Here is a 24,620-nt window from a genome sequence, read left to right on the forward strand (position 1 = left end):
CATAGACTGCTGTGACAATGCGCAGCTTTCTTTACTTTAAGATTGTGGCGTATCTGCTACGGATACGGACAATGTAATGGAAAGAACAGCCGACAATTTAAACTTTTACAAAAATTAACGGTCGATATCCTTAATTTTGACAGCAAAACATATCATGATGAAATTTCCATTACTATATTGTACCCTATTTGTTTCGGGGCTTTTATTTTCCAACAACAGTGAAGCGCAAATCTTTAAAAAGATCAACGATGCGTTGAATAAAGCAAATCAGAGTCAAACTGATAGCACCAAAAAGACGAATTCGTCAACCGCGAGCTCTTCAACAACTAGTTCGAACAAGTCGAACCCCTTGGCTTCATTATCAAATAAAGATGCTTCATTGGGTATCAAACAAGCTTTAAGCAATGGTCTTAACCTGAGTATTGAGTCTTTGGCAAAAAAAGATGGCTTCTTAGGTGATGCAGCGGTAAAGATTTTAATGCCTGCGGAGGCCCAAAAAGTAGAAAAAACACTTCGTGCAGTCGGCATGGGCAAGCTTTGTGATCAATTTATTCAAAGCATGAACAGAGCCGCTGAGGGTGCAGTAAAAGAAGCCGCTCCGGTATTCGTAAATGCATTGTCTAAAATGACTATCACTGATGCAACCAATATTCTATTGGGTAGCAAGCAAGATGCCGCAACAACATTTTTCAAAACAAATACATCAACCGAATTAACGAACAAGTTTAGTCCGGTCATTCAATCGGCTATGGGTGTAAATAATGTTGACCAATATTGGACACAGCTGACCAGTGCCTATAATAACTTGCCGCTAGGCAATAAGGTGGAAACAAATCTGACGGCTTATGTTACACAAAAGGCCATAGATGGTTTGTTTATCAAAGTAGCTGATCAGGAATCAAAAATCAGAAACAATATCGGCGGAAGCAGAAATACAAATATCCTTCAGAAAGTATTTGGCTACGCCGACGACAAAAAATAAGCTAAACCCAGGATTAACCCCAAAAAAGATAAAAGAGGTTAGCGGAATATCACCTCTAGTAAACAAGACTTGTCAGTTTATTGACAAGTCTTGTTTGTTTTTGGCCGAAGCCCGTTAGAATTTGTAAATTTGGTCACCCTTATCACATTAAGGCGATTAGCATGAGCACATTTGAGATTAATAACATAAGTGACTTTTCAGTTTCGGAAAGATTTCAACGCTACGTACAGATTGACACACAATCTGATGTAAATTCACCAACATGTCCATCTACCGAAAAACAGAAAAATCTGGGTAAATTATTGGTAACAGAACTCTTATCATTGGGCATTTCGGATGCCGCTATGGATGAAAATGGTTACATCTATGCGACCATCCCTTCCAATACGTCCAAGAAAGTTCCAGTTATCTGTTTCTGCTCGCATATGGACACTTCTCCGGATTCTTCGGGCAAAGATGTAAAACCATTGGTACACCGTAATTACCAAGGACAAGATTTGGTACTTCCGGATGATAATAGCATTGTGATCAAATATGCAGAACATCCCGATTTAGCCAATCAAATCGGAAACGATGTAATCACGGCAAGCGGAACAACGCTATTAGGAGCAGACGATAAGGCTGGTATCGCTGAGATCATGGATGCTGCACGCCTATTGATGAAACACCCGGAGATTAAACATGGTGATATCAAGATTTTATTCACGCCAGACGAAGAAATCGGCCGTGGGGTTGATAAAGCAGACTTAAAGCGTCTGGCAGCAGACTTTGCCTACACCATGGACGGCGAAAAAGCCGGTACAATCGAGGATGAGACATTCTCGGCAGATGGAGCAACTTTAACAATCCATGGCGTATCTGTGCACCCTGGTTTTGCAAAAGGAAAAATGCAGAGTGCAATTAAAATCGCAAGTGCCGTCATTGATGCATTACCGAAAGACAGACTTTCCCCAGAAAGCACTAATAAAAAAGACGGTTTTGTGCACCCCGTGAATATCAGTGGGTCGGTTGAAAAAGCTGAGATTCAATTTATCATCCGTGATCATGCAACAGCTAATCTAAAAAAACACGAAGATGAACTGGAAGCAATAGCAAAATCTATTGTTGAGCGCTATCCAAATTGCACCTATACATTCACTGTAAAAGAGCAATACCGCAACATGAAAGAAGTCCTTGATCAGTATCCAGAAATTATGGAAATTGGCATGGAAGCTATTACAAGAGCAGGTATGGTCGCGGAAAGAAGAAGTATCCGTGGTGGTACCGATGGATCACGCCTATCATTTATGGGGCTTCCATGTCCTAATATCTTTGCGGGTGGACATGCATTTCATGGAAAGCAGGAATGGGTATCAGCACAAGATATGGAAAAAGCGGTCAAAACAATTTTGCATATTGTATCTTTATGGGAAGAAAAAGCATAAGTACATTCTAAAATCAACATATTTTTAATGAAAAACGACGTTTTAAAAGCAATACACTACAGAAGATCGGTATTTCAAGCTTCTTTTACCGAAGAAGAAGTAAGCAAAGAGGATATCCTTAGCATTTTAGAAGCAGCTAATGCTGCTCCAACACATAAACGGACACAACCTTGGCGTTTTGTGATCTTTCGTAAAGAAGGACTTCAACGCTTGGGTACTGAATTATCGCGCATCTATAAATCGGTTACACCGGCGGAGAAATATACGGAAGCGACAGAGATCACCATGGGCAAGAAAGCAACACAATCAAATGTTGCCATTGCACTTATCGTCAATTATACGGGTGAAGTTCCTGAATGGGAAGAATTGGCGTGTACTGCTGCTGCTGTAGAAAATATGTGGCTCGCTGCACATTCGTTGAATATTGGCGGTTACTGGGCAACACCAGGCTTAATCAATCATTTGAGTGGTTTTCTTAATCTAGAAGAGAACCAAAAATGCATCGGCCTATTTTACCTAGGACATCATGAATCAGATGCGCGCGAACCTGTACGCACACCTATCGAAGAAAAAATTCGCTGGGAAGAATAAGGTACTGTAACATACGATAAAAACTAACAAGGGCTCGAATCATTCGGGCCCTTACTAGTTATTTCTTTTCTATCCCAAAACAATGTGGTGGTTTGATGATATTCGACTGGGCAGAATTCTTCATCTCTTTCAGCGGAAAAGTGATTTTCAAGCGGCCTTTCGTTCCCTGCCATTTACCCCCCGACTGAAGAAGCCGTATAGCCTCGTCGACAAGCGCTTGCTCGGGTGTTCCTTCTGCGTGGATCTGGTTAGGCAATCCATCCTTTCCGATTGTGAAATTAACAATAATCTCCCCCCCTTTTCCACCATCTCTCACCTGATTGTTTAAATATTGTTCAAAGGCTTTCCATCCACCGACCGGAGCAGCATCACCACCATCCAACAGAGGCTCGATCGCTACAAGATTTTCTGGTTCACTCAGCGTGACATCTGTCGTCCGTTCAGCTTTACCATTGAAATGTTTAAAATATAGAAGCGCTAATAAAACAACAAACAAAACCCCTGCCGCTGCGCCAATGGCTAAACGTTGCCAAGTAAAATATTGTGCATGTCTTGTCGCTATGGTATTTTCAATCCGACGGCTAAGTCGCTGCTGTAGCAAACTTAATTGCTTTGCATCAACGCCATTCTGCAATCGATATCCATCTATGGCATCCTGTAAAAAGGGATCTTCCAATGCTTCTTTTTCCAGTTGAAACATTTCCTCCCTGCTCATTAGGCCATGGATGTAATTATGAATTCGCGATAATTGATAATTATTTTCCATTTTCTTTCCTTTCCATACAGATTTTCAGATTGCGTTTTCCATTCTGGATCGCACTCTTGACTTTATTCAAATCATATCCTGTTAAATCTGCGATATCTTTATAGCACTTTTGTTCCAGATAAAACAAACGTACACATTCTTTTTGCTCTTCATTTAAAGTCTGCATACAACCTTCTAATTTTTCAAAATCCCGCTCTTCCCATTTTGCCTCTTCACTGGTATTGAGTTTTTGTTCGCTTTCAAACAAATTATCTTCAATATCCACCTGTGTCATCCGTTTATCTTTCCGTAATTGCATTAAACAATAGTTCTTACTGTATACGTGCAACCAGCTTTTAAAATTATCAACCTCGTAATGACGCAGTTTCGGAATCAGTTCTTCAAAGATTTGCATAACTGCATCCTGGCTACGATCGGGATCTTGCAAATACTTGAAGCACACACCATAAAGCAAGGACATATAAGGCGAATATAATTTCCCCAGCGCAGACAGGTCTCCTGTTGTTTTATAATGTTGTAATAGTTCTTTTTCGTTCATGCGCAAATCTTTCACCTTAATGATGAATTAAGATACGGTTTTCCATAAATAAAGCAAGTAGAGCTTGCAAATTATCATCGATAAAATTTCTATCAACACAATCTCTCTTTTCGGACACAAAAAAACCGTCTCTAAATAAATCAGAGACGGCTAATGAAAATATGTTATGAATTACGGTCCTAATTTCCCTGTTTCCAATTGTACCGGAGCGTTACGCCGTAGGTTCTCGGATCAGCTACGACTCCAGCATATTGGCCATAACTGCCCGGAGCTGCAAGCAATTGCTCATAGTAATCTTTATTTGTCAAATTTCTGCTCCACACAAAAACTGAAACGCCATTCGACCCCCTAAAGCCCAAACGTGCATTCAGCAAAGTATAAGCATCTATATTCAAATATTGTGATGGAGATGAGCTTGAAGAAAATTTGGAGCGATGGAAAAGATCTGCTCCCAAGAAGTAGGAGCCATTGATACCGATCAGTTTGCCGCTCTGATTAACTTCTCCACCCAAAGACCAAGACCATTTGGATACACCTGGAAGCACTCCACCCGAAATATCTTTGAAAGCCTGCGGCCCACCAACTTCTTCCAGCGGAACTGGTGCATTTGTAAATTTCACGTATTTTGCATCTGTATAGGCCAGGGCACCATTCAGCCGCAGAAAGTGACCAATATTAATATTACCGTCGAGTTCCACCCCTTTGACACGTACTTTCTCAGCATTGGCCAAGTAACCCCGATTTACTCCGGGTTCAGGCGTTTGTACCTGGGTTTGATAATCTTTGATATCAGTTTGGTAAACGGATAAGTTAAGGATCGAATTGCGTGTTGGGTTTGTTTTCACGCCCAACTCTTTGTGGCGAACCGCTTCTGGTTTTACTTCAGCTAGATCTAGCAGCACAGCACCATTTGCTGTTGGCAATCCGCCAACATTGATTCCAATTGGCTTATAGCTGATGGAATAAGTAGCATACGCATTGATCTTGGGGTTGAAACGGTATTTCGCAGAAAGTTGTCCCGAGAAATTATCCGCATCCGCATTTATATCAAAAGTTTGGTTGGTATAGACCCCATTTTTGAGTGCCAACAGCGCCGGATCGGATGTCTGTAGCCCACCATAGGTCTGTCTATCATAGTTTGCTTTCTTTTTGTCGTAGTTATAGCGCAGCCCTGGTAAGATATGAAGTTTGGAGGTCACCTCCCAGTCAATCTGTGTATAAGCGGCTAAACTTGTGCTTTTGATTCCATAGACAGTCTTAATCCCGAAATTGTCAAATAGCCCTGGAGTCTCCCATAAAGCGCTCGTCGAACTTTTCTGAAAACGCCAGAATGCGGATCCCGTCTCCTCTGTATGCACAGGATCGGTACCAAGATCCTGCCAAAGGCCAAATAAGCCGACTACACCACTTACTTTCTCACTGATTTTGCCCGAATACCTAAATTCTTGCGACCATTGATTATGCACTGAATTGCCTGCGGAAACCGTATAGACAGGAAGGCCTAGATAATCCCGGTCATTGAGTGGCACCCAAGTCCATTTTCGCCAAGCGGAAGTAGACGTCAATGTTCCCTCTCCAATTTTGATGTCCGCATTCAGCGCTACACCGCCCAATTTATTATCAGCTTTAGATTGTGTATCGAGATCAATCTTACGTTCAAATGCACTTTTGTAAGGTAACTCATAACCTAGATCTTTGATAATAGCATCAAATTGTCGGTAATCAGCACGTTGGGTTTTGACCACACCTGCGACTGCCCAACCATATCCATCGGGCTTTTGAGAAGAGACATCTCCTGAGAGTACCAATTTGATATTCTCAGTTGGTGTAAACAGCAATTGTCCTCTAAATCCGAGGTTATTGATATCATTGATTTTTCGATTGGTATGAACATTAAACAGATTACCATCCCGTTGTGTGCCCGAAAAGGAAGCCCGAGCAGCTAGATTCTTAGCCAGCGGTCCGGAGATGGATGTCTTTGCCTGAATAAATCCCTGATTGCCATAACTAACTTCAACATTAGCCTCAGGTGTAAATTGGGGTAGCCGTGAAGTAATATTAAAGGCGCCAGCGGTGGTATTTTTACCAAAGAGTGTACCCTGTGGCCCCCGTAATACTTCGATCTGATCAATATCAATAAAATCCAACCAAGTTGCTGCTGGCCTCGCGATGTAAACACCGTCCAGATAGAATCCGACACCTGGGTCGATACCGTCATTGGTAAGGCCGTAAGTTGAACCAAGTCCACGGATATTTAGTGTCGTGTTACGTGCATTTGAAGAATACAGTTGTACCGTCGGGACAAGTTCTTTCAGCCGGTTGACGTTAAAGGCTCCAGCATCTTCCAATGCCGCTCCACGGATAATAGAAACGGGAATCGGTACATCCTGCAATTGCTCCTTGCGTCTACGGGCAGTCACAACTACTTGGTCTAAGGCTTCCAACCGGGGTGTCAGTTCGATCACAGTAGGCGATTGGTCCACGATAATCCGTCGTGTTTGATACCCTACAATGGATACAATAAGTGAAAAAGGCAGTTTTTGTCCGGTAACAAATTGAAATACGCCTTTACTATCGGTCTTCACCTGGTGAGTAACTGCTTCAATTTGAACAGTTACACCTTGCAGAGGCTCTTTTGAAACCGCATCAACCACAGTACCTGTTAATGAAGCATTTATAATGGGTTTAGGATTTTCTACCTGCGCATAAGTCTGATAAGAACCAGCCAAAAGCAAGCTAAAAATGACGCTAATTCGAAAAATAGCATTTTTTTTCATAAATTTATTCAGTTTAATAGTGAAAATAAACAAGTGCCAACGCCAATAGAACTTGTTTCATTGTTAAAACTTTGTTTAAAAAGGGAAGCCTCGGCTTCCCTTTTCTAATATAAGAGAGTGTAAGAGAGAAATTTTAACAACACATTCGTTTTTCACTATTTCTTAGGGTAGTAAAAACCACTTCCAATGAAGTAATCTGTAAGCTTGTTTTTAAAAAGTATTCTTTTTTCATTCTTTCCATAATTAAGTATGCTCATTTTTTTTTGCCAGCCCTCATGACTCACTGTAAATCAGGACGACAGTACAAATATAGAAATATTTTTTAAAAGACTACTAATTTGATAGATTTTATAAATATTTTTTCACAAAACATCATTAACCACTAACTAACAGACACTTACAACATAAAAAATAGATTTTATACATTATATTTTTTGTATAAACCATTCAGATCTATTCCTGTACATGAGATTTCCCCTTAGGTTTAGCTTTGCTTTTTCATGTGCGACCAACATTGTCTTATCCGACAACCTAAACACTTTAGTAAGAAAAAATTGCATCTTCTATTTTCTTGGAAGCCATTTGGCGTGACTATTACTAGATCTAGAAAATGAAAAAGGCTAGAATAAAAAAGTCCGCCAAGGATGGCAGACTTTTTTTAAAAATGTTATTTAGCTCCGAAAGTATTCGGCCCATATACTTACCAATAAGCTATCGGAACAGCACCAATGCGATCAACAAAGTCACTACGACATTAAAGGTCTGCGCAATCAAAAATGCATAAAGGGGTTTCTTATTATCTTGTACAAAAAGGTCTTTGAAATTTGTTTCCAGACCGATCGAAGTAAATGCCAAGGTAAACCAGAGTCCCTGCAGGTTTTTCAGACTACCTTTGACGACATCAATTTTTTCAGGAGAAATTACAAAGGAAAATAATAGCGATGCAAATACAAACCCAAGCACAAATTTAGGAAAGCGTTCCCAGATAATCTTTAACGTCGGTTTATCCCGCTTTGTTTCGTCATCCACAGATTTTGCATAGGTCCAATAAATACTGATCGCAAATGCTGCTAGTCCCAACAATACGTTTTGCGAGAATTTGACAATTGTACTGATCTTTAAAGCCTCCTCTCCAACAAGGGATCCTGAAGCAACAACAGCTCCTGTTGTATCGATACTACCCCCTAGCCACGCGCCGGTCACTTCCTGTGACAAGCCCATCCATTCAGCCATATAGGGCATAAAAATCATCATTGGAATTGCGGTGATCAGCACCAAAGAAATCACATAAGAGAGTTTTTTACTATCACCTTTAATGGCTCCGGAAGTAGCAATAGCCGCTGAAACACCACAAATAGAAACTGCACTGGACAACATCAGAGACATCTCCTTGTCTATTTTCAATTTTTTGCAGAGCCAAAAAGCGAAATACCACACTGACAACACAACTGCCAAAGCTTGGATAAGCCCTAAAGAGCCCGCTTTAAGGATATCCCCAAAGATGACGGTGGTACCCAATAGGATCAATCCGATCTTGACATATAGTTCTGTACTTAAGGCTTCTTTAAACCAAGCAGGTAGCTTAAAACAATTGCTAATGACCAAACCTATAATCAAACTAAAAATAACAGCCTCGAGATTATATTCTTTCACTGTCGAATTGCCCGCTAATATCAGCGCGAATACAGTCAAAATAAACACTACAGGAAATACGACCAGTAGATATTTAACAGATTTACCGAGCAAAAATGCCCCCAAAATACCTGTCACAAAGACAAAGATAAACTGCTGGAAAATCTTGTTGAGGTTGGCCGAATCAAAAATTGTGGAGGTCAATTCGGAAGAGTTACTCCAGGAAAAATTAGGTACAGGTGCAAAAATACCTGAAAGTGCTAAAAAAATGGTAGCAAGTCCCAAAACGACGACTACCCAGTCTTCTGTAAGTGCAAATGATCTTGACGATGCCATATAACGGTTAGTATTAAAAGGCTAAATTTAATATAATTGCTGCTACTTTTCGGTATTGTAACACAAAAATGGCCGAAGATTTCTCTCCGGCCACACAACCAAAACCAATAATCATTATCAATCAAAAACAATATTTATTTTCTTCTATTAATTTTTTGGCAATCCGCTGACGTGCATCTTTGATATTAAATGGCTGCGCTTTGGTGAACCTACGTAATCCAACGAGCATCATATTCAACTCATCGCCCTCACCAAAAGAATACAGAGCTTCTTTACCCGCTGCGTTTATTTTATCGATCGCACCATAGAGATAGATCTTCGCCATATCTGTCGCGTACTCGGCCTTTTCAGAACCAGTATGGACAAGCTTTTCCGCACGTAACAGTACAGATTCCGCAATGTATACGTAACCGATAATATCTGCGATATTCATCAGGATCTCTTCTTCTTTTGAAAGCGACATCATCAGCTTTTGAACGGCGGCTCCAGCAATGAGTAAGCCTGCTTTTTTGAGGTTAGCGACAATTTTCTTCTCTGCTGCGAATGGTGCATCATCTTCTTCTCCGAAGTCAGGAATAGCCAACAGTTCACTTGCCACTGCCTGCGCTGGCCCCATCAGATCCAGCTCACCTTTCATTGCCCGTTTTAACAACATATCTACAACAAGCAGTCTATTCACCTCATTGGTTCCCTCGAAGATCCGGTTGATACGTGAATCGCGATAAGCACGCTCCATCGGCGCATCAGCTGAATAACCCATTCCACCATAGATCTGCACACCTTCATCCACCACATAATCTAACATCTCGGAACACCATACTTTGATAATGGCGCACTCGATCGCAAATTGTTCAACGGATTTCAACTTGGCCTTTGCTTCGTCCATACCACCCGCAATCAATGCATCATAGGCATCATCAATATTTTGACCCGCACGATAGGATGCTGATTCCACAGCAAATAAACGTGTCGCCATCTCTGCCAGTTTGTATCGAATAGCACCAAACTTAGAAATCGGCAAGTTAAACTGCACACGTTCATTGGCATATTGGACCGCATGATTGATCACCATACGAGCTGAACCATTTGTCGCAGCCCCCAACTTGATCCGTCCAATATTCAGGATATTTACGGCAATCTTAAATCCATTTTCCCGCTCGGATAGCATGTTTTCAACCGGGACAGCGCAATCATTAAAGAAAATTTGGCGTGTAGAGGATCCCTTGATGCCCAATTTATGTTCTTCGGGGTTCATGGTGATCCCACCAAAATCTTTTTCGACAATAAATGCTGTCAGGTTTTTATCATCATCGATTTTTGCAAACACAATAAAGATATCTGCAAATCCACCATTGGTAATCCACATTTTCTGACCGTTGATCAGATAATGGGTTCCTTCAGCATTTAGTTTTGCGGAAGTGCGGCCAGAATTGGCATCCGATCCCGCATTTGGTTCTGTCAGACAATAGGAAGCCTTCCATTCGCCTGTGGCGAGCTTGGGAATATATTTCGCTTTCTGCTCCGCATTACCATAATAAAGGATAGGCAAAGTACCAATACCCGTATGTGCAGACAAAGCGACGGCAAAAGAAAAACCTCCGCCCACGGCCTCTGCTACGAGCATCGAGGTATTGAAGTTCTTGCCAAACCCACCATACTCTTCTGGGATCGACACCCCAAGCATTCCCAGTTCACCCGCTTTATCCATCAAGCTAGGCATCAAGCCCTCTTCCTGTGCGTCAATACGATCAAGTTTATTTAGCACTTCGGTATCTAAGAAATCCAAACAGGTCTGACGAATCATTTTCGCTTCTTCATCAAACTCCTCTGGAATAAAAATAGCTGTATAGGGAGTCTCTCTAATAACGAACTCACCGCCTTTGATTGCTTTATTTTCGCTCATTGTTTTTTAGATTTGAGGTGCAAGCCCTGAGTGGCTTTTGGCCACCCAGGTTTACACAATATTTTGAATATTTTTACCCGCTATGAGACTAGCAAATAAAATGGTTTATACTGTTATTTTTAGTGTTCGAACTTAGTCCAGTAGTTCAAAGATACCGGCCGCTCCTTGACCAGTTCCAACACACATGGTCACCATACCATATTTTTTGCCACGACGTTTCAATTCATGCAAAACCTGCACGGTCAACTTCGCTCCTGTACAGCCTAGTGGATGCCCCAAGGCTATCGCCCCGCCATTGACATTGACTTTTTCCTCATCAAGTCCCAACTCACGAATAACAGCCAAAGACTGAGAAGCGAAAGCTTCATTCAATTCAAATAAATCAATATCTTCTTTTTTAAGACCCGCCCGCTCCAAAGCTTTTGGTATCGCATAGATTGGTCCGATTCCCATGATCCGTGGCGGCACCCCTGCAACAGCAAAACTGACCAACTTGGCAATGGGTTTAACCCCTAGCTCTTTCACTTTTGCCTCCGACATGACCAACACAAATGCCGCTCCATCCGAGGTCTGCGATGAATTTCCTGCTGTCACTGAACCATTGGCTGCGAAGACAGGCCTCAACTTACCCAGAGCTTCCAAGGATGTGTCTGCACGAGGCCCCTCATCGGTATCTACAACATATTCACGTGTCGTGATCTTCCCGTCTTTCAGATAGTTTTCTTTGACAGTGATCGGCACAATACCATCTTTAAGGTGACCATTTTGAATAGCTGCTATTGCTTTTTGATTGGATTTAAGAGCAAAGGCATCTTGATCTTCACGGGAAACATTGTAGTCTTTCGCTACAGCCTCCGCAGTCAGCCCCATACCCCAATACCAATCGGGATGCTCTTTGGCCACCTCAGGATTGGGAACAATCTTCCAGCCCCCGAAAGGCATTCCGGACATCACTTCAACACCTCCTGCGATAATGACATCAGCCATCCCCGTTTTGATCTTTGCAACCGCCGTAGCGATAGTCTCCAATCCAGAGGCACAATATCGATTGACAGTGACACCAGGCACCTTATCTGTATCTAACCCCATCAGGGAAATAAAACGTGCCATGTTCAGTCCCTGTTCTGCCTCAGGCATTGCATTACCCACAATGACATCATCTATATCTTCTTTATTTAAGTTCGGCACAGTGGACACAAGATGTTTAATTACATCTGATGCTAAATCATCAGCCCGCATAAAGCGAAATCCTCCTCGAGGCGCTTTACCTACTGCTGTACGAAATCCTGCTACTATGTATGCTTCCATTATTTGAGTATTAAGATGTGAGATTGGAGATATGAGATTTGAGATATTCCAATGTCACATATTAGTTTTTAAATTTTTAAGAAATCCAAAAATCATCTTTTGAATCTCATCTATATGAGAACACAATTGTTCTACTTTCTCCTTACTTATTAAACCCAGGTTATGAGCTATAATTAGCTGAGTCTGCAACTCGAAAGAAGATCCATTTGCAATACCGAGAAAATGAACAAATTCATTTTTCGAATTTCTTCCTGCTCCTTCAGCAATATTAGATGCAATAGACACAACCGAACGTTTAATTTGAGATGTAAGCCCATATTTTTCATCCATTGGAAAATCTACCACAGCTTTATATACCGCTGTGGATAATTCTATTGCTCTTTGCCAAACTTTCAATTCTTTCAATGCATGCATGATCTCTTATCTCAAATCTAATAGCTCACATCTACAATCTAATTCCTTAAAGGCTTTCCTTTCGTCAACATGTACTGGATTCTTTCAAGTGTTTTACGCTCAGCACAGAGTTCGAGGAAGGTTTTGCGTTCAAGATCCAACAAGTACTGCTCGGAGACTTCTGTTGGCGATGACAGATTGCCACCACACATCACCCAACCTAGTTTTTCCGATATTTTGCGATCGTAATCAGAGATATAATTTCCTTCACGCATGGATGATGCACCCACATATACAATCCCTAAACCTTGATTACCCAACACTTTGATATCGTTTCGTGGTGCAGGCTGAACATAACCGTCATCCGCCAACTCCAATGCCTTTGCCTTTGCATCGGCAAGTAGGCGCGCACGGTTCATCGTGATCGCAAACTTATCTTTTTGTAGATACCCCAGTTCGTAGGCCTCGTAAGCAGAAGTCGAGACTTTCGCCTGGCCAATGGTCAGGAATTTGTCCTTTAAGGTATTTTGAACGATTTGGTCATCTTTAAATTCTTCGGAAGCACGCAATGCAAATTCCTTAGTTCCGCCGCCACCTGGGATAACACCTACCCCCAGTTCCACTAAGCCCATATAGGTTTCGGCGTGAGCCTGCACAAAATCGGCATGCATCGAAAATTCACATCCACCACCCAAGGTCATCTGAAATGGTGCTACGACAACCGGAATGGATGAATAACGCAAGCGCATTGAAGTATTTTGAAAGGCTCGAACAGCCATATTTAACTCATCAAAATCCTGTTCCACAGCCATCATAAAAATCATCCCGATATTTGCTCCAGCAGAGAAATTTTTCCCGTCATTGGAAACCACTAGTCCACGATATTCCTTTTCCGCAAGATCTATTGCCTTATTCAATCCCTGGATCACATCACCACCGATGGTATTCATTTTGGTATGGAACTCACAATTGATGATTCCATCACCGAGATCAATAATTGAAACACCTGTATTTTTCCAGATTGTTTTGCTTTCACGGATATGATCTAACACAATCAAATCCTCTGTTCCAGGAATAGCTTTATAGGATTTGGATGCAATATCATAATAATGGCGAACGCCATTTTCTATCTTATAGAAAGATTCATGTCCCGCATCCAACATTTCATGCACCCAGGATGCTACCTCACCATCCTGGCCCGGCAACCGTTTCTCTTCAGCCTTAATCTTAGCCAAGGTCTCACGCACACCTAAAGCATCCCATACTTCAAATGGCCCGAGTTCCCAGCCAAAGCCAGCACGCATCGCATCATCAATACGGAAGAAATCATCTGTAATCTCAGGAACACGGCGTGAAACGTATTCAAACAATGGATAGTGCATGGCACGGAAAAGCTCCGCCGCCTTGTCTGTCCCTTGTTCATAGACTTTCATCCGCTTACGAATATCTTCAACTGGCTTAGTAGCCTCTAAAGTTGTTGACTTAACTTTTTGTTGTGAGCCAAATGTTAATGTTTTAAGATTTAGGGAAAGAATTTCAGAATTACCATCAGCGGCTTTTACCTTTTCGTAAAATCCTTTTTTTGTTTTTTCACCCAGCCACTTATTTTCAACCATCTTACTGATAAAGGCAGGAAGCTGGAAGACACCTTTGGCTTCATCTTCAGGCGCATTCTGTGCCAGCCCATTGGCTACATTCACCAAGGTATCAAGACCTACAACATCCGCAGTACGGAAAGTTGCTGATTTAGGATGTCCCATCGCGGGGCCAGTATATTTATCCACTTCCTCCACTGTCAAACCCAAAGGTTCGACCAGATGAGTCACTGCCAACATCGAATAAACGCCTATCCGGTTACCGATAAATGCGGGGGTATCTTTACATAGAACGACTGTCTTCCCTAACATCTTATCGCCAAAATGAAGAACGAAATCGACAACCTCTGGCTTGGTATGCGGCGTCGGAATTACCTCCAATAAAGGTAGATAACGCGGCGGGTTGAAGAAGTGTGTCCCACAAAAATGATCTTTAAAATCTTCACTACGTCCCTCTGTCATGAGATGAATAGGAATACCAGAAGTATTGGAAGTAATCAATGTACCCGGTTTACGGAACTGTTCTACTCGATCAAAAACAGATTTTTTAATATCCAAGCGCTCCACAACCACTTCAATGATCCAGTCCACTTGCGCGATATCTTGGAGGTTATCATCAAAATTTCCTGTTTTGATACGTTTTACAAATGATTTGCTGTAAATTGGTGAAGGATTTGTCTTTAATGCAGTCTCTAACGAACTGTTAACAATCCGATCCCGAACGGCCTTACTCTCTAACGTTAGACCCTTAGCTTGTTCTGCTGGCAGCAGTTCGCGGGGAACAATATCCAACAGCAAAACCTCGACACCAATGTTAGCAAAATGACAAGCAATTCGCGAGCCCATAACACCCGAACCGAGAACTGCCACTTTTCTAATATTTCTGTTCATCATAACATATTTATCATGCACATCTGTACATTTGGTTTAACTTCTATACGATTACTTCTTCCTTATAACTAGTCGCCAGTTCATTGAGCTTAGCCAAAGAAGCAATCAATTGATCACGTTCATTTTCCGAAAAATTATCAGCGAGGTACTGATTAAAGTTGCGCACCACATCCTTGGCTATCCTTCTTTTCTCCCGACCCAGATCTGTCAGATACACCTTTACAGAGCGTTTATCCGTTTCGCTGGTCTCCCTGTAAATGAATCCTAAGGATTCTAAGTTATTTAACACCCGGGACAAACTCGTTGTTTTGACCCCCGTCAAATTCGCAATCTGAGAAACAGGAGTACCCTCTTTATGGATATTGATTAAAATATAACCAGCAGCTTGGGTAAAGCCATATTGCGAGGCAATTTGATTATATTTATTGGCAATCGTTTGCCAACCTGTTTTTAAAAAATAGTCGATTGTCTGATTTTGGTCCATAGCGTAATCACAAGCGATTTATTATTATGCTTGCATAACAAATATAATAGTTAAGAATTAGAATAACAAGCTAGAAAATGTAATTTTTATGAATTATAGCCTAGTACCTTCCAAGGAGTGTATTTCTTGCATTTTTATGACCAAAACCCAATTGTGGAAAACTTTTAACAACTGAAACACAGATAAATAAAGTAAAACGTAAAACTTTTATTAACAATCGATGTGTAATATTCAAAATTAATTGCGTTAAATTTGTCCTAAACAAACATCAACTTCGTATGGCTTTAGTAAACATACCTCGCTTGGACTTGTTGCATTACACACAAGGAACCCAAGAACAACGAAATCAATTCATTCAGGATATTGGCAAGGCTTTTAATGAGACAGGCTTTGTAACGATTGCAAACCATGGTTTATCAAAAGAATTAATTGAAGAATTATATCAGGTCGTTCCAGAATTCTTTGGTTTGCCAACTGAAACAAAAGAAAAGTATGAATTTCCTGAACTTGCGGGTCAACGTGGATATACTGCTAAGGGAAGAGAAAAAGCGAAAGATGCTAAAACACCAGATTTAAAAGAATTCTGGCAACGTGGTCAAACTATCGTTGGTGAAGAATATTCAAAAGCTGACTTTCCAGACAATCCTCAAGTGGAAGAAATTCCGCGTTTTAATGGCGTAACGGCTGAAGTTTATAAAAAACTAGAAGACACAGGTCGCGAACTACTAAAAGCTATTGCCACTTATTTAGATCTTGAAGAAAGTTATTTTGAGAAATTTGTGATCAATGGTAACTCAATTTTGCGTGCAATCCATTATTTTCCAATTGCAGATCCAGACGCATTAGCTCCTGATGCAGTACGTGCAGGTGCTCATGAAGACATCAATTTGATTACACTATTAATTGGTGCTAGCGCCGATGGACTAGAAGTCTTAACAAAAGATGGTGAATGGTTCCCGATCAAAGCGAAGGGCGAAGATATTGTCATCAACGTGGGAGATATGTTGCAGCGTTTGACCAACAACAAACTGAAGTCAACAACTCACCGTGTAGTCAATCCTCCGCGTGAAAAAATGGGTACTTCCCGCTTTTCGATTCCTTTCTTTTTACATCCAAAATCTTCTATGAGCTTAGCTTCGTTGGACTCTTGTATTGACGCAGCTCATCCAAAGGCCTATGAAGACTATACCGCAGGTGAATATCTGGATGAAAGATTGAGAGAGATCGGTTTAAAAATGTAAAACAAAATTCATCTTTACTGAATGTTATCATAAAAAAAGCCGATCGGATGATCGGCTTTTTTTATGATAACATTCTAAATTATTTCAGTTTGTAACCAACTCCTACATTCATAAAGATATTATGCAGCCCGAAACTGATACTTTCAAAACCATTCTTCATAATATTATTGAAACCATAATCAAGTTGAGCCAATGCAAAAAATTTACGATTGACCGCATATTGAGTACCCAGACTTAGTCCAACATCAATATTCCGTACGCTTTCTTTAAAATCATAATCTGCATTATCTACAATAATCTTGTCACCAGTAGGCTGCTCATGCCGTAGATATCCGTTATAAGCTTCTCCATAAAACTCTTTTTTTACTGCAAAAGAAATATATGGACCAGCTTGAACATTCCAATGGTTAGAGAGTTGGTAGGTCGCCTGAATGGGCACAGAAAGATAAAGATTATGTACTTTTGTAGTAATATCTCCTGTATAGTATCCTCTTAGCTCATCTTTTGAATCATTGACAGCGTTAAACGTTGTTTTATATCCTTTTACTGTTGCTTTGGTATCCATCCCCTTACCTTCAAAGGTGAGCCCCAAAGACAGTCCCCATTTGGAATCAATGTGATAATTCGCTTTTGCGCCCACAAAAAAAGGCACATTCGGGCTGTAACTTTTAATCTTCCGAATTTCTCTCGGTAAAGACAATGGAGCCGCTCCCCCTATCTTGGTCCCCAACATGACCTGAACATCTAATCTATCATCCTTACTATCTATTTGCTGAGCATTTACAAGCGTTGAAATAGAAGCCATTACGGCTAATAAAACTATATATATATAAATTTTCATTATTTCTGGGTTACAATTTTGAGATCATCTACGATCAACTTACTACCAACAGCTCCGATAAAATTATCACCGTATTTACTTGAAGACATGACAATAGCGATGCTGTAATCTAAATTCGTGACATCCGATCCCGTCACCTTCGCCGAATATTTAAATGGTAAAACAAACTTTACAAAGTTATTACCAGCTGTGGCTCCGCCATTTTCTAGCCGGGCAATAGCAACAATACTCGGATCTGTCAAAATATTATGTCCTGTTAAATATGACACCCTATTTTCAGGTTTAGGCTCCGAAGCCATCAACTTTTTCCGATTGTAGAATACAGCATATATATCACATGAATCCTTCATATTTACAGGCTTTAAATTTTCATCCGTTACATTCGCTCCTGCAGTATACTTATAATACCCCTCTAAAGCTAAAGGAATCTGATTAAAGGGGAGACCAAATTGCGTTGCAGACAAAGGATCCGTCAATACGGGACCTGTATCAAATGATCCTATAAATAGATTACCTGCTGCAATAGGTTTTTTAAACATTGCCCCAAAAGATCCCGTGAGTTTTGTCTCCAATAAAGCTGCCTTAGTTCCAGAATGAGCATCTGTTGTGGTTTTCGTTGGATAGGATTCTGGCTCCTTTACGCCTCCACCGAAACTCAAAGTAAGTGAAAAACTTGGGTTTCCCGAGCCCCAGTTGTAAAAATCCTCGCCATCTATTTTATTAAAGAAAACAGTATATTTCTCATCTTTATCAATTGAAATATCTTCAAATCCATATTCTGTAGGGACAAAACCGCCATCTGTTTTAACTAACTTAATGAGGTAATTCTTTTCAAACTGTTTATCTTGTGAAATAACTTTGTAATATACTCCGTTCTTCAATAATTGATCTATTATGACTTTATTAACATCCTGTTCACCAGCCGGCATTTTCAAAGAATCTTGTAACAGTTCAATAGAAGCACCTGGAGTTAAATCAAACTTCATATTCAACTTTTTCAAATCATGGATACTCGGTTGAAGATAAACGGTGACCTGGTTATTCGTAATCACTGGGTTCAGAAGAAAAATATCTTCCTCTGCTTGAATCCCGACTATATCAGCCTCCATATTTAATGCTTCTTCTTTTATGCAACTCCCCAGACTAAAAAGTAGCATAAAACAAATTACCCAAAGGTAAATTCGTCTTTGTTTCATAAAAAATAGTATTAGTATAAATATATTCCCAATGCGTTCGATTACGCATTGAGATGACGGCAAAGCTACCATTATAGCCCCCAAGAAAAGTCATTTCTATCACCTTTTCCTTCAAAGCAACTAATTCTTTACACTCCAGAAGGCTACTAACCCGCCTGAATTTCCTGTTTAACTTTAGTCGGCAAACTTTCAAAAATCAGACTATAACTGTGCAAAACAAGTTCTTCCAGTGCCCGATCATTCAGTTCACGATTCGCAACGACGGTATTCCAGTGCTTTTTGTTCATATGATACCCCGGAAATACAGTCTGATCATATCTTTCCCTGAGTTCCACCGCTTTCTCTGGATCGCATTTTACATTAAATCGCAGCATATCGACCTGATCTAACCCAACCAATAAAAATATCTTACCCCCAACCTTAAACACCAGCGTATCTGGCCCGAAAGGTGTCTCCTCTGTAACTGGCCCAATGGACAAACAATAATCTCTTAGATCTTCAATATTCATATCTCCTTAATTTAAGTTCACTCATTTTCAATCACTAACAAATAGATTTATATATAAATTTGACAATATTCAATATAAATCTAACAAAACAACAGCGTAGTTTGTGCCTAAATTTGTAGTATATCAAAAAGCGAATACAAAGAAACTAAAATGAATAAGAAAGATTATTAACCCATTTCTCAAAATGAAAAATTTATACATTAAAATAGTGTTACTCGCTATCATATCAACACTTTCAGTACAGTGCAAAAGTATGGACACAACAAATCAAGACAATATCGCCCCGAACGACATCATTGAAGCCGTTTCCAAGGGCCAAATCAGCACCGTAAAAACACTATTGGACAATGGAGCGAATGCAAACCAAAAAGGTAAGGATTCAAAACCGCTGTTGTTGATCGCCACAGAAAAGAAAGACCTCGCTATGGCGAAATTACTTATACAATATGGTGCGAATGTGAATCAGCAGGACAATATCTTAGATAGCCCCTTTTTATATGCTGGCGCTTCGGGCTATACTGAACTGGTTAAACTTTACCTCGATCACGGTGCGGATTTCAAGATTTTCAATCGGTACAATGGGACAGCACTTATTCCGGCCTGTGAACGCGGTCATGTGGAGACTGTAAGACTATTGGCTAATACAACAGGGTTCCCTATTGACCATATCAATAGACTGGGCTGGACCGCGCTATTAGAGGCAATTATACTTGGAGATGGCAGTCAAAAATATGTGGATATTGTCCAGATACTACTGGACGCCAACAGCGATAAAAATATCGCCGACAATGAAGGTGTAACACCGCTTCAGCACGCGAGAAAAAAAGGGTTTAATAAAATTGTAACACTACTAGAGGCAAAGAGCAGTATAAAGCAATAGCTGGGTTTCCGAAAATAAACCTTTATCACCCCTCTTCTATTTCTGCAAAAGAGCCTGAATCTCTTTTTGGATCTCCGTTCCCTTATCCGTGTTATACCATTTTTGGATCTCTTCTTTAATATCAGAGAAATCTTTCCCTTGTTCCTTCAGGCTCAAGAATAGGTCTTGACAGCCCTTTGGTCGTGGTCCCCAGACAGCTAAATCTGCACCATCCTGATTTCGGATTACTAGAATCGGAATTGATTTTCCGCCATTTGTTAAATACGAATCTATTAAAAAGGGAGCGCTATCACGCAATTGGATATCGACAGTAATATTGGGTTTTTGGGCCGCCATCTTAGCAAGCATTGGGACAGCGTGTGCCGCATCGCCACACCAAGGCTCCGTAATAATGATCCATTGTTGTCGTTCCGAAATCGTGTCAATAAACTGTTGAAAAGCCTCATTTGGTTCAAAACGTTTTAACCAACGGCCCATCCTTGTCCAGTTCATTTTAGTGTATTGATAGTACTCGTCATCCTGGTAGGTGGGGTGATTTTCAGGATGATTCAATATATCTTCGAAGTGTTGCAAATAATTTTCAAACGTCATAACATCAATTTTGTGCAAAGGTAATTTTTAGTTCCTAATTTGTCAAAAATCTCTATACCAAAGATTTTACACTCCTTGACAATAATTTCACATTTATTAACAATTAACTAAATTATCTTTGGCACATACAACCAGTAAATGAAAAGATTAATTCAATTATTCCTATTATTTTTTGTTATCAGCACAGCTTATTCCCAGACAAGCATAAAGGGGAAAATTTTAGATAAAGCTGACAATAAGCCATTGACCAATGCATCAATCATCCTATTGAATAAGGACTCTGTACTGCGTTATTTTAACAGAGCCAATGAAGAAGGGAAATTTCTGATCAAAAATATCAAACCCGGAAGCTATATACTTTTAGCCACCTACCCAAAGTTTGAACTTTATAGCGATACCATCGACATCAAGGATAAGGAAATCGACCTCAGTGATATTAAGATCAATTCGCAAAAAAATGTCCTTGAAGAAGTTATCATTACACGTAGACTGCCCATCACACTCAAAGGAGACACGATAGAATATGATGCCGCGAGTTTTGCAACCGAGAAAAACGCAAAACTCGAAGATCTTTTTCGACGATTGCCAGGTTTCACAGTGTCTGGAGATGGAAATATCACCGCTCAGGGTAAAGCAGTACAGAAAGTCTTTATTGATGGCGAAGAATTTTTTGGTTATGACCCTAAAATTGCCATACGCAACGTCCGGGCTGATGCAGTAGACAAAGTACAATTGTATGAGAAAAAATCAGAAGAGGCCGAACTTTCGGGTATAGATGACGGTGTACGTATTCAGACCGTCAATGTGGTTTTAAAAGAAAAGGCCAGAAAGGGTATCTTCGGAAACGCAGAACTATTAGGCGGTACCAAGGAGCTCTACGCTGGAAATTTGTTTGCAGCCAAATTCAATCAGACGGAACGGATTGGCATCACCGCCAATCACAATAATATGGGGAGCTCTAATAGTCGTGAAGGCTCTTTGCGGATGAACAACCAGATTACAGGGCAACCACTAAATACATCCCTCGGCGCTAACTACGAAAACCAGTTTCTCAAAAAGGCTTTAAAGGTAAACGCCAATTATAATTACAATAACAGCAGCAACAAAAATCAGTCGGAAAATTACAACAAAAACATCCTCCCCGATAACTCGATCTTAGAACGAAATAGCAAAAATTACAACGAAAATAGTGCAAGAAGCAATGGTGTCAGATCCAATCTCTCCATGCGACTGGATTCAACCCAAAATATAGAACTACAGACCAACGGAAATTGGTCCAATAATTTCAGTTTAAGTCAGTCGGAAAGTGCCACCAATGATGGCGCCGGTGCCGCTGTTAGCTCCTTTAATGAAAAAAATGAATCAAATACTTCAAGCCAAAGCAATAATTTTCGTCTTAATTATAGAAAAAGACTCAAAGCCGGCAGTTCATTAAATTTAATGGTCGGCAACAACTATAATGAATCAACTTCGGACAGCAAGGTTAACTCAGAAACAATTATCCATCAGAGCAATGACACCACGCGTATTAACCAAAATAGATGGGGCAATAACAAAGGCAACAACTTTTCTACTTCATTGAATTTCAATAACAGGCTCAATGATGCCATGAATTTAGCATTAGGCTACAGCTTCAATCAGTCAAACAACAGGAACGAACAGGTATCAACAGACATAGAAACTAAAGAGAAAGATCCCTTATACTCTAAAAATCAGATCGACAATAATACCAACCAGGGAGTTAATGTCCATTTGTCTTATCGGAAGGATAAATTTGAGGTCAATCTCTCCAACCGAACATTCTACAAAAATCAAAAGTTAAGCGATAGTGACCGGGATATAAACCTTTCAAGGAATTTTTGGGACAACAATCTAAACTTTGATGCCAATTACCGGATTTCAAACAGTAAAAATATCCGATTGGCTTACCAGAGTTCGAATATCATTCCTTCATTTGATCAGTTACAACCGCTACAACCTCAAACGAATCCATTGTTCCAACAGATCGGTAATCCAGACCTCAAACGGGCTGTCAACAACAACATCTCTGCAAATTATAATGCGTTCAGTTTGCTGAAGGGAACCAATATTAATATTAACGGAAATTTCTCTTTCGTCAATAACCCAATTGTCAATAAGACAACAGTCATGGAGAATTCGGCCCAGATTAGTAGCTATGAAAATTTATCGGGTAAATCAAACTGGAACGGTGGATTAAACATCAATCATATGCAACCCCTGGCCAATCGTCGCATTAACTTCAATAAAAGTGCAAATATCCGGTACAACAACAGTTACAGCTACACAAAGTTTGAAAGTGGTCAATCTCAAGGTGAGTTTCTCTTGAACAATTCAAAAAACACCTCCTTCGGCCTAGGCTCAAGTTTAAATGAACAAGATTCAGAAGGATTTGATTTTGACATATCTTTGAATGCTGGCCTTAATGCCCAGCAAAATTCGATCAACACACAATATAACGCAATAAACTTTGAAGGTGGGGCTTCGGGATATATCAAATATTTTCTACCGAAGAAATTCAACATCATGACCAATGTTTACTATAGTTACACCGGACCTACCAAGCTCTACAAGAAATCAATTAATCAATTTTATACCAATTTGGAGCTGGAAAAAAAGGTATTGAAAGATGAAAGTCTGACAGTCAGCCTTAAGGCCTTTGACCTCTTTAACACATTTAATAATACACGTCGGAATGGCAGTGATACCAATTATTCAGAATCCACCCAACAGGTATTGACGCAGTATTTTTTAGTTGGAGTCAAATGGGATTTCAATAAGTATTTAGGAAAAAGCAATGATTAGAACATATTTAACCATTATTATATTTTGTCTAAGCGGATTATCTCTGCAGGCACAATACGCCTATTTTGGTAATAGGGGTACCATTAGTTTTGACAAGGTGACGTATACAAAAGCCCGCATGCGACAAATGTCCAATGACATGAACTCAAAAATGATGGGTCGGGGAATAGACTTCATGGAGCACCTAGATAAAATGCCGGACTCGCATACAGATCGACTGAACTTCTACTTTGATGAGAACGCGACCGTTCTTATGCCCGAAGAAAGCACAAGTACCGAAAAGCCGAATGGAGAAGGCAAAATGCGTGCGCCAAGTATCACTGCAAGTGGGCGCGGTGGTAGAAATCAGGGTGGTTCGCGAGGTGGAGGAAACCAGCGTGTGATGCTCAGAGGTGGAGCCAGCAAAAATGGAAAAGTGCTCTACCAAGATTTAAAAGCTGGAAAGGCCGATATCCAGCTCGATATCGATGAGAAATATTTGCTTTCTGAAACCTTGGATAGTATCACTTGGCGCTTTACGGAGGAATTTCGCAATATCGCCGGCATCAACTGTCGAAGGGTGAATGGAGCGACCAAGGACTCTCTCTACCTGATTGCTTATTATGCCGAAGAAATACCCGTGTCAGCAGGACCGGCTTTGAGCCATGGTCTGCCGGGCATGATATTGGGGCTGGTCATCCCCGAGATGCATATCCAATACTGGGCAACAAATATCGCCTATACCAATAATCTCGTCCCCACAGATTGGCGGGACAAAAAATCAAAACAGATGAAACTGGAAGAATTTACAGCGCTCTTTGGCAGATATATGCCACGCAATCGTCAAAATGAGTCAGCAAAAAAACGAATCTTGGAGCAACTTGTCTATTGAAAATGTCAGTTTGGCAGTACCTAACGACAAATTGATGACAAATAGTGA

The 24,620-nt window shown here is 40.4% G+C and carries 20 protein-coding genes; 7 read left to right on the top strand and 13 right to left on the bottom strand.

The window, feature by feature from the left end; translation table 11 throughout:
* Positions 1-157 precede the first annotated feature (157 nt).
* From ABFX33_RS21875 to ABFX33_RS21885, 3 genes are all read left to right on the top strand, one after another.
* Entirely contained in the window at positions 158-982 is an 825-nt protein-coding gene (locus ABFX33_RS21875; RefSeq protein WP_346088241.1) for a DUF4197 domain-containing protein, read from the top strand.
* Between the two features lie 161 nt (positions 983-1,143).
* Positions 1,144-2,406, top strand: a complete 1,263-nt coding sequence (gene pepT / locus ABFX33_RS21880; protein ID WP_346088243.1) for a peptidase T — start codon at positions 1,144-1,146, stop codon at positions 2,404-2,406.
* Between the two features lie 27 nt (positions 2,407-2,433).
* On the top strand, positions 2,434-2,997 hold the full coding sequence (locus ABFX33_RS21885; RefSeq protein ID WP_257087019.1) for a nitroreductase family protein: 564 nt from the start codon (positions 2,434-2,436) through the stop codon (positions 2,995-2,997).
* Between the two features lie 58 nt (positions 2,998-3,055).
* Here the strand turns inward: ABFX33_RS21885 and ABFX33_RS21890 are convergent, their stop codons facing one another.
* The 9 genes from ABFX33_RS21890 to ABFX33_RS21930 all read right to left on the bottom strand — a co-directional run bounded on the left by ABFX33_RS21890 (position 3,056) and on the right by ABFX33_RS21930 (position 15,620).
* A complete protein-coding gene (locus tag ABFX33_RS21890) occupies positions 3,056-3,763 on the bottom strand; it encodes an energy transducer TonB (protein WP_346088244.1) in 708 nt (235 codons plus the stop codon).
* On the bottom strand, positions 3,753-4,301 hold the full coding sequence (locus ABFX33_RS21895; protein WP_346088246.1) for an RNA polymerase sigma factor: 549 nt from the start codon (positions 4,299-4,301) through the stop codon (positions 3,753-3,755). The genes ABFX33_RS21890 and ABFX33_RS21895 overlap by 11 nt, the downstream gene beginning before the upstream one ends.
* A gap of 179 nt (positions 4,302-4,480) precedes the next feature.
* Entirely contained in the window at positions 4,481-7,078 is a 2,598-nt protein-coding gene (locus ABFX33_RS21900) for a TonB-dependent receptor (RefSeq protein WP_346088247.1), read from the bottom strand.
* A gap of 711 nt (positions 7,079-7,789) precedes the next feature.
* Entirely contained in the window at positions 7,790-9,046 is a 1,257-nt protein-coding gene (locus tag ABFX33_RS21905; RefSeq protein ID WP_120260273.1) for a YeiH family protein, read from the bottom strand.
* A gap of 121 nt (positions 9,047-9,167) precedes the next feature.
* Positions 9,168-10,949: an acyl-CoA dehydrogenase family protein gene (locus tag ABFX33_RS21910; protein ID WP_346088249.1), complete on the bottom strand. Its 1,782-nt coding sequence runs from the start codon at positions 10,947-10,949 to the stop codon at positions 9,168-9,170.
* A 132-nt stretch (positions 10,950-11,081) separates the two neighbouring features.
* Positions 11,082-12,257, bottom strand: a complete 1,176-nt coding sequence (locus ABFX33_RS21915; RefSeq protein ID WP_120260275.1) for an acetyl-CoA C-acyltransferase — start codon at positions 12,255-12,257, stop codon at positions 11,082-11,084.
* A gap of 54 nt (positions 12,258-12,311) precedes the next feature.
* Positions 12,312-12,671, bottom strand: coding sequence for a four helix bundle protein (locus ABFX33_RS21920; RefSeq protein ID WP_346088251.1), 360 nt, complete (start codon positions 12,669-12,671; stop codon positions 12,312-12,314).
* 38 nt (positions 12,672-12,709) lie between these two features.
* Positions 12,710-15,139, bottom strand: coding sequence for a 3-hydroxyacyl-CoA dehydrogenase/enoyl-CoA hydratase family protein (locus tag ABFX33_RS21925; protein WP_346088252.1), 2,430 nt, complete (start codon positions 15,137-15,139; stop codon positions 12,710-12,712).
* A gap of 40 nt (positions 15,140-15,179) precedes the next feature.
* Entirely contained in the window at positions 15,180-15,620 is a 441-nt protein-coding gene (locus ABFX33_RS21930; protein WP_120260278.1) for a MarR family winged helix-turn-helix transcriptional regulator, read from the bottom strand.
* 278 nt (positions 15,621-15,898) lie between these two features.
* Between ABFX33_RS21930 and ABFX33_RS21935 the strand changes: the two genes are divergently transcribed.
* Positions 15,899-16,861 (top strand): isopenicillin N synthase family dioxygenase, encoded by a 963-nt coding sequence (locus ABFX33_RS21935; RefSeq protein ID WP_120260279.1) that lies wholly within the window; start codon positions 15,899-15,901, stop codon positions 16,859-16,861.
* Between the two features lie 79 nt (positions 16,862-16,940).
* On the opposite strand, the gene ABFX33_RS21940 is transcribed toward ABFX33_RS21935, so the two are convergent.
* The 3 genes from ABFX33_RS21940 to ABFX33_RS21950 all read right to left on the bottom strand — a co-directional run bounded on the left by ABFX33_RS21940 (position 16,941) and on the right by ABFX33_RS21950 (position 19,407).
* Entirely contained in the window at positions 16,941-17,666 is a 726-nt protein-coding gene (locus ABFX33_RS21940; protein WP_346088254.1) for a porin family protein, read from the bottom strand.
* Positions 17,667-17,701: 35 nt separating this feature from the next.
* Entirely contained in the window at positions 17,702-18,898 is a 1,197-nt protein-coding gene (locus tag ABFX33_RS21945; protein WP_346088256.1) for a PCMD domain-containing protein, read from the bottom strand.
* A gap of 146 nt (positions 18,899-19,044) precedes the next feature.
* Positions 19,045-19,407, bottom strand: a complete 363-nt coding sequence (locus tag ABFX33_RS21950; protein ID WP_346088257.1) for an MmcQ/YjbR family DNA-binding protein — start codon at positions 19,405-19,407, stop codon at positions 19,045-19,047.
* Positions 19,408-19,660: 253 nt separating this feature from the next.
* Here ABFX33_RS21950 and ABFX33_RS21955 point away from each other — a divergent pair, with 253 nt between their 5' ends.
* The gene (locus ABFX33_RS21955; RefSeq protein ID WP_346088258.1) at positions 19,661-20,287 is read left to right on the top strand and encodes an ankyrin repeat domain-containing protein; all 627 of its coding nucleotides are present in this window, start codon (positions 19,661-19,663) and stop codon (positions 20,285-20,287) included.
* A 36-nt stretch (positions 20,288-20,323) separates the two neighbouring features.
* On the opposite strand, the gene ABFX33_RS21960 is transcribed toward ABFX33_RS21955, so the two are convergent.
* Positions 20,324-20,878: a thioredoxin family protein gene (locus ABFX33_RS21960; protein ID WP_257087006.1), complete on the bottom strand. Its 555-nt coding sequence runs from the start codon at positions 20,876-20,878 to the stop codon at positions 20,324-20,326.
* A gap of 138 nt (positions 20,879-21,016) precedes the next feature.
* Between ABFX33_RS21960 and ABFX33_RS21965 the strand changes: the two genes are divergently transcribed.
* Together ABFX33_RS21965 and ABFX33_RS21970 are read left to right on the top strand one after the other, a co-directional pair.
* Positions 21,017-23,701 (top strand): outer membrane beta-barrel protein, encoded by a 2,685-nt coding sequence (locus ABFX33_RS21965; RefSeq protein WP_346088259.1) that lies wholly within the window; start codon positions 21,017-21,019, stop codon positions 23,699-23,701.
* On the top strand, positions 23,694-24,572 hold the full coding sequence (locus ABFX33_RS21970) for a GLPGLI family protein (protein WP_346088261.1): 879 nt from the start codon (positions 23,694-23,696) through the stop codon (positions 24,570-24,572). The genes ABFX33_RS21965 and ABFX33_RS21970 overlap by 8 nt, the downstream gene beginning before the upstream one ends.
* The last annotated feature ends 48 nt before the right edge of the window (positions 24,573-24,620 follow it).

The sequence above is a fragment of the Sphingobacterium ginsenosidimutans genome, from assembly GCF_039536865.1.
In the GTDB taxonomy this organism is placed as follows: Bacteria; Bacteroidota; Bacteroidia; order Sphingobacteriales; family Sphingobacteriaceae; genus Sphingobacterium; species Sphingobacterium detergens.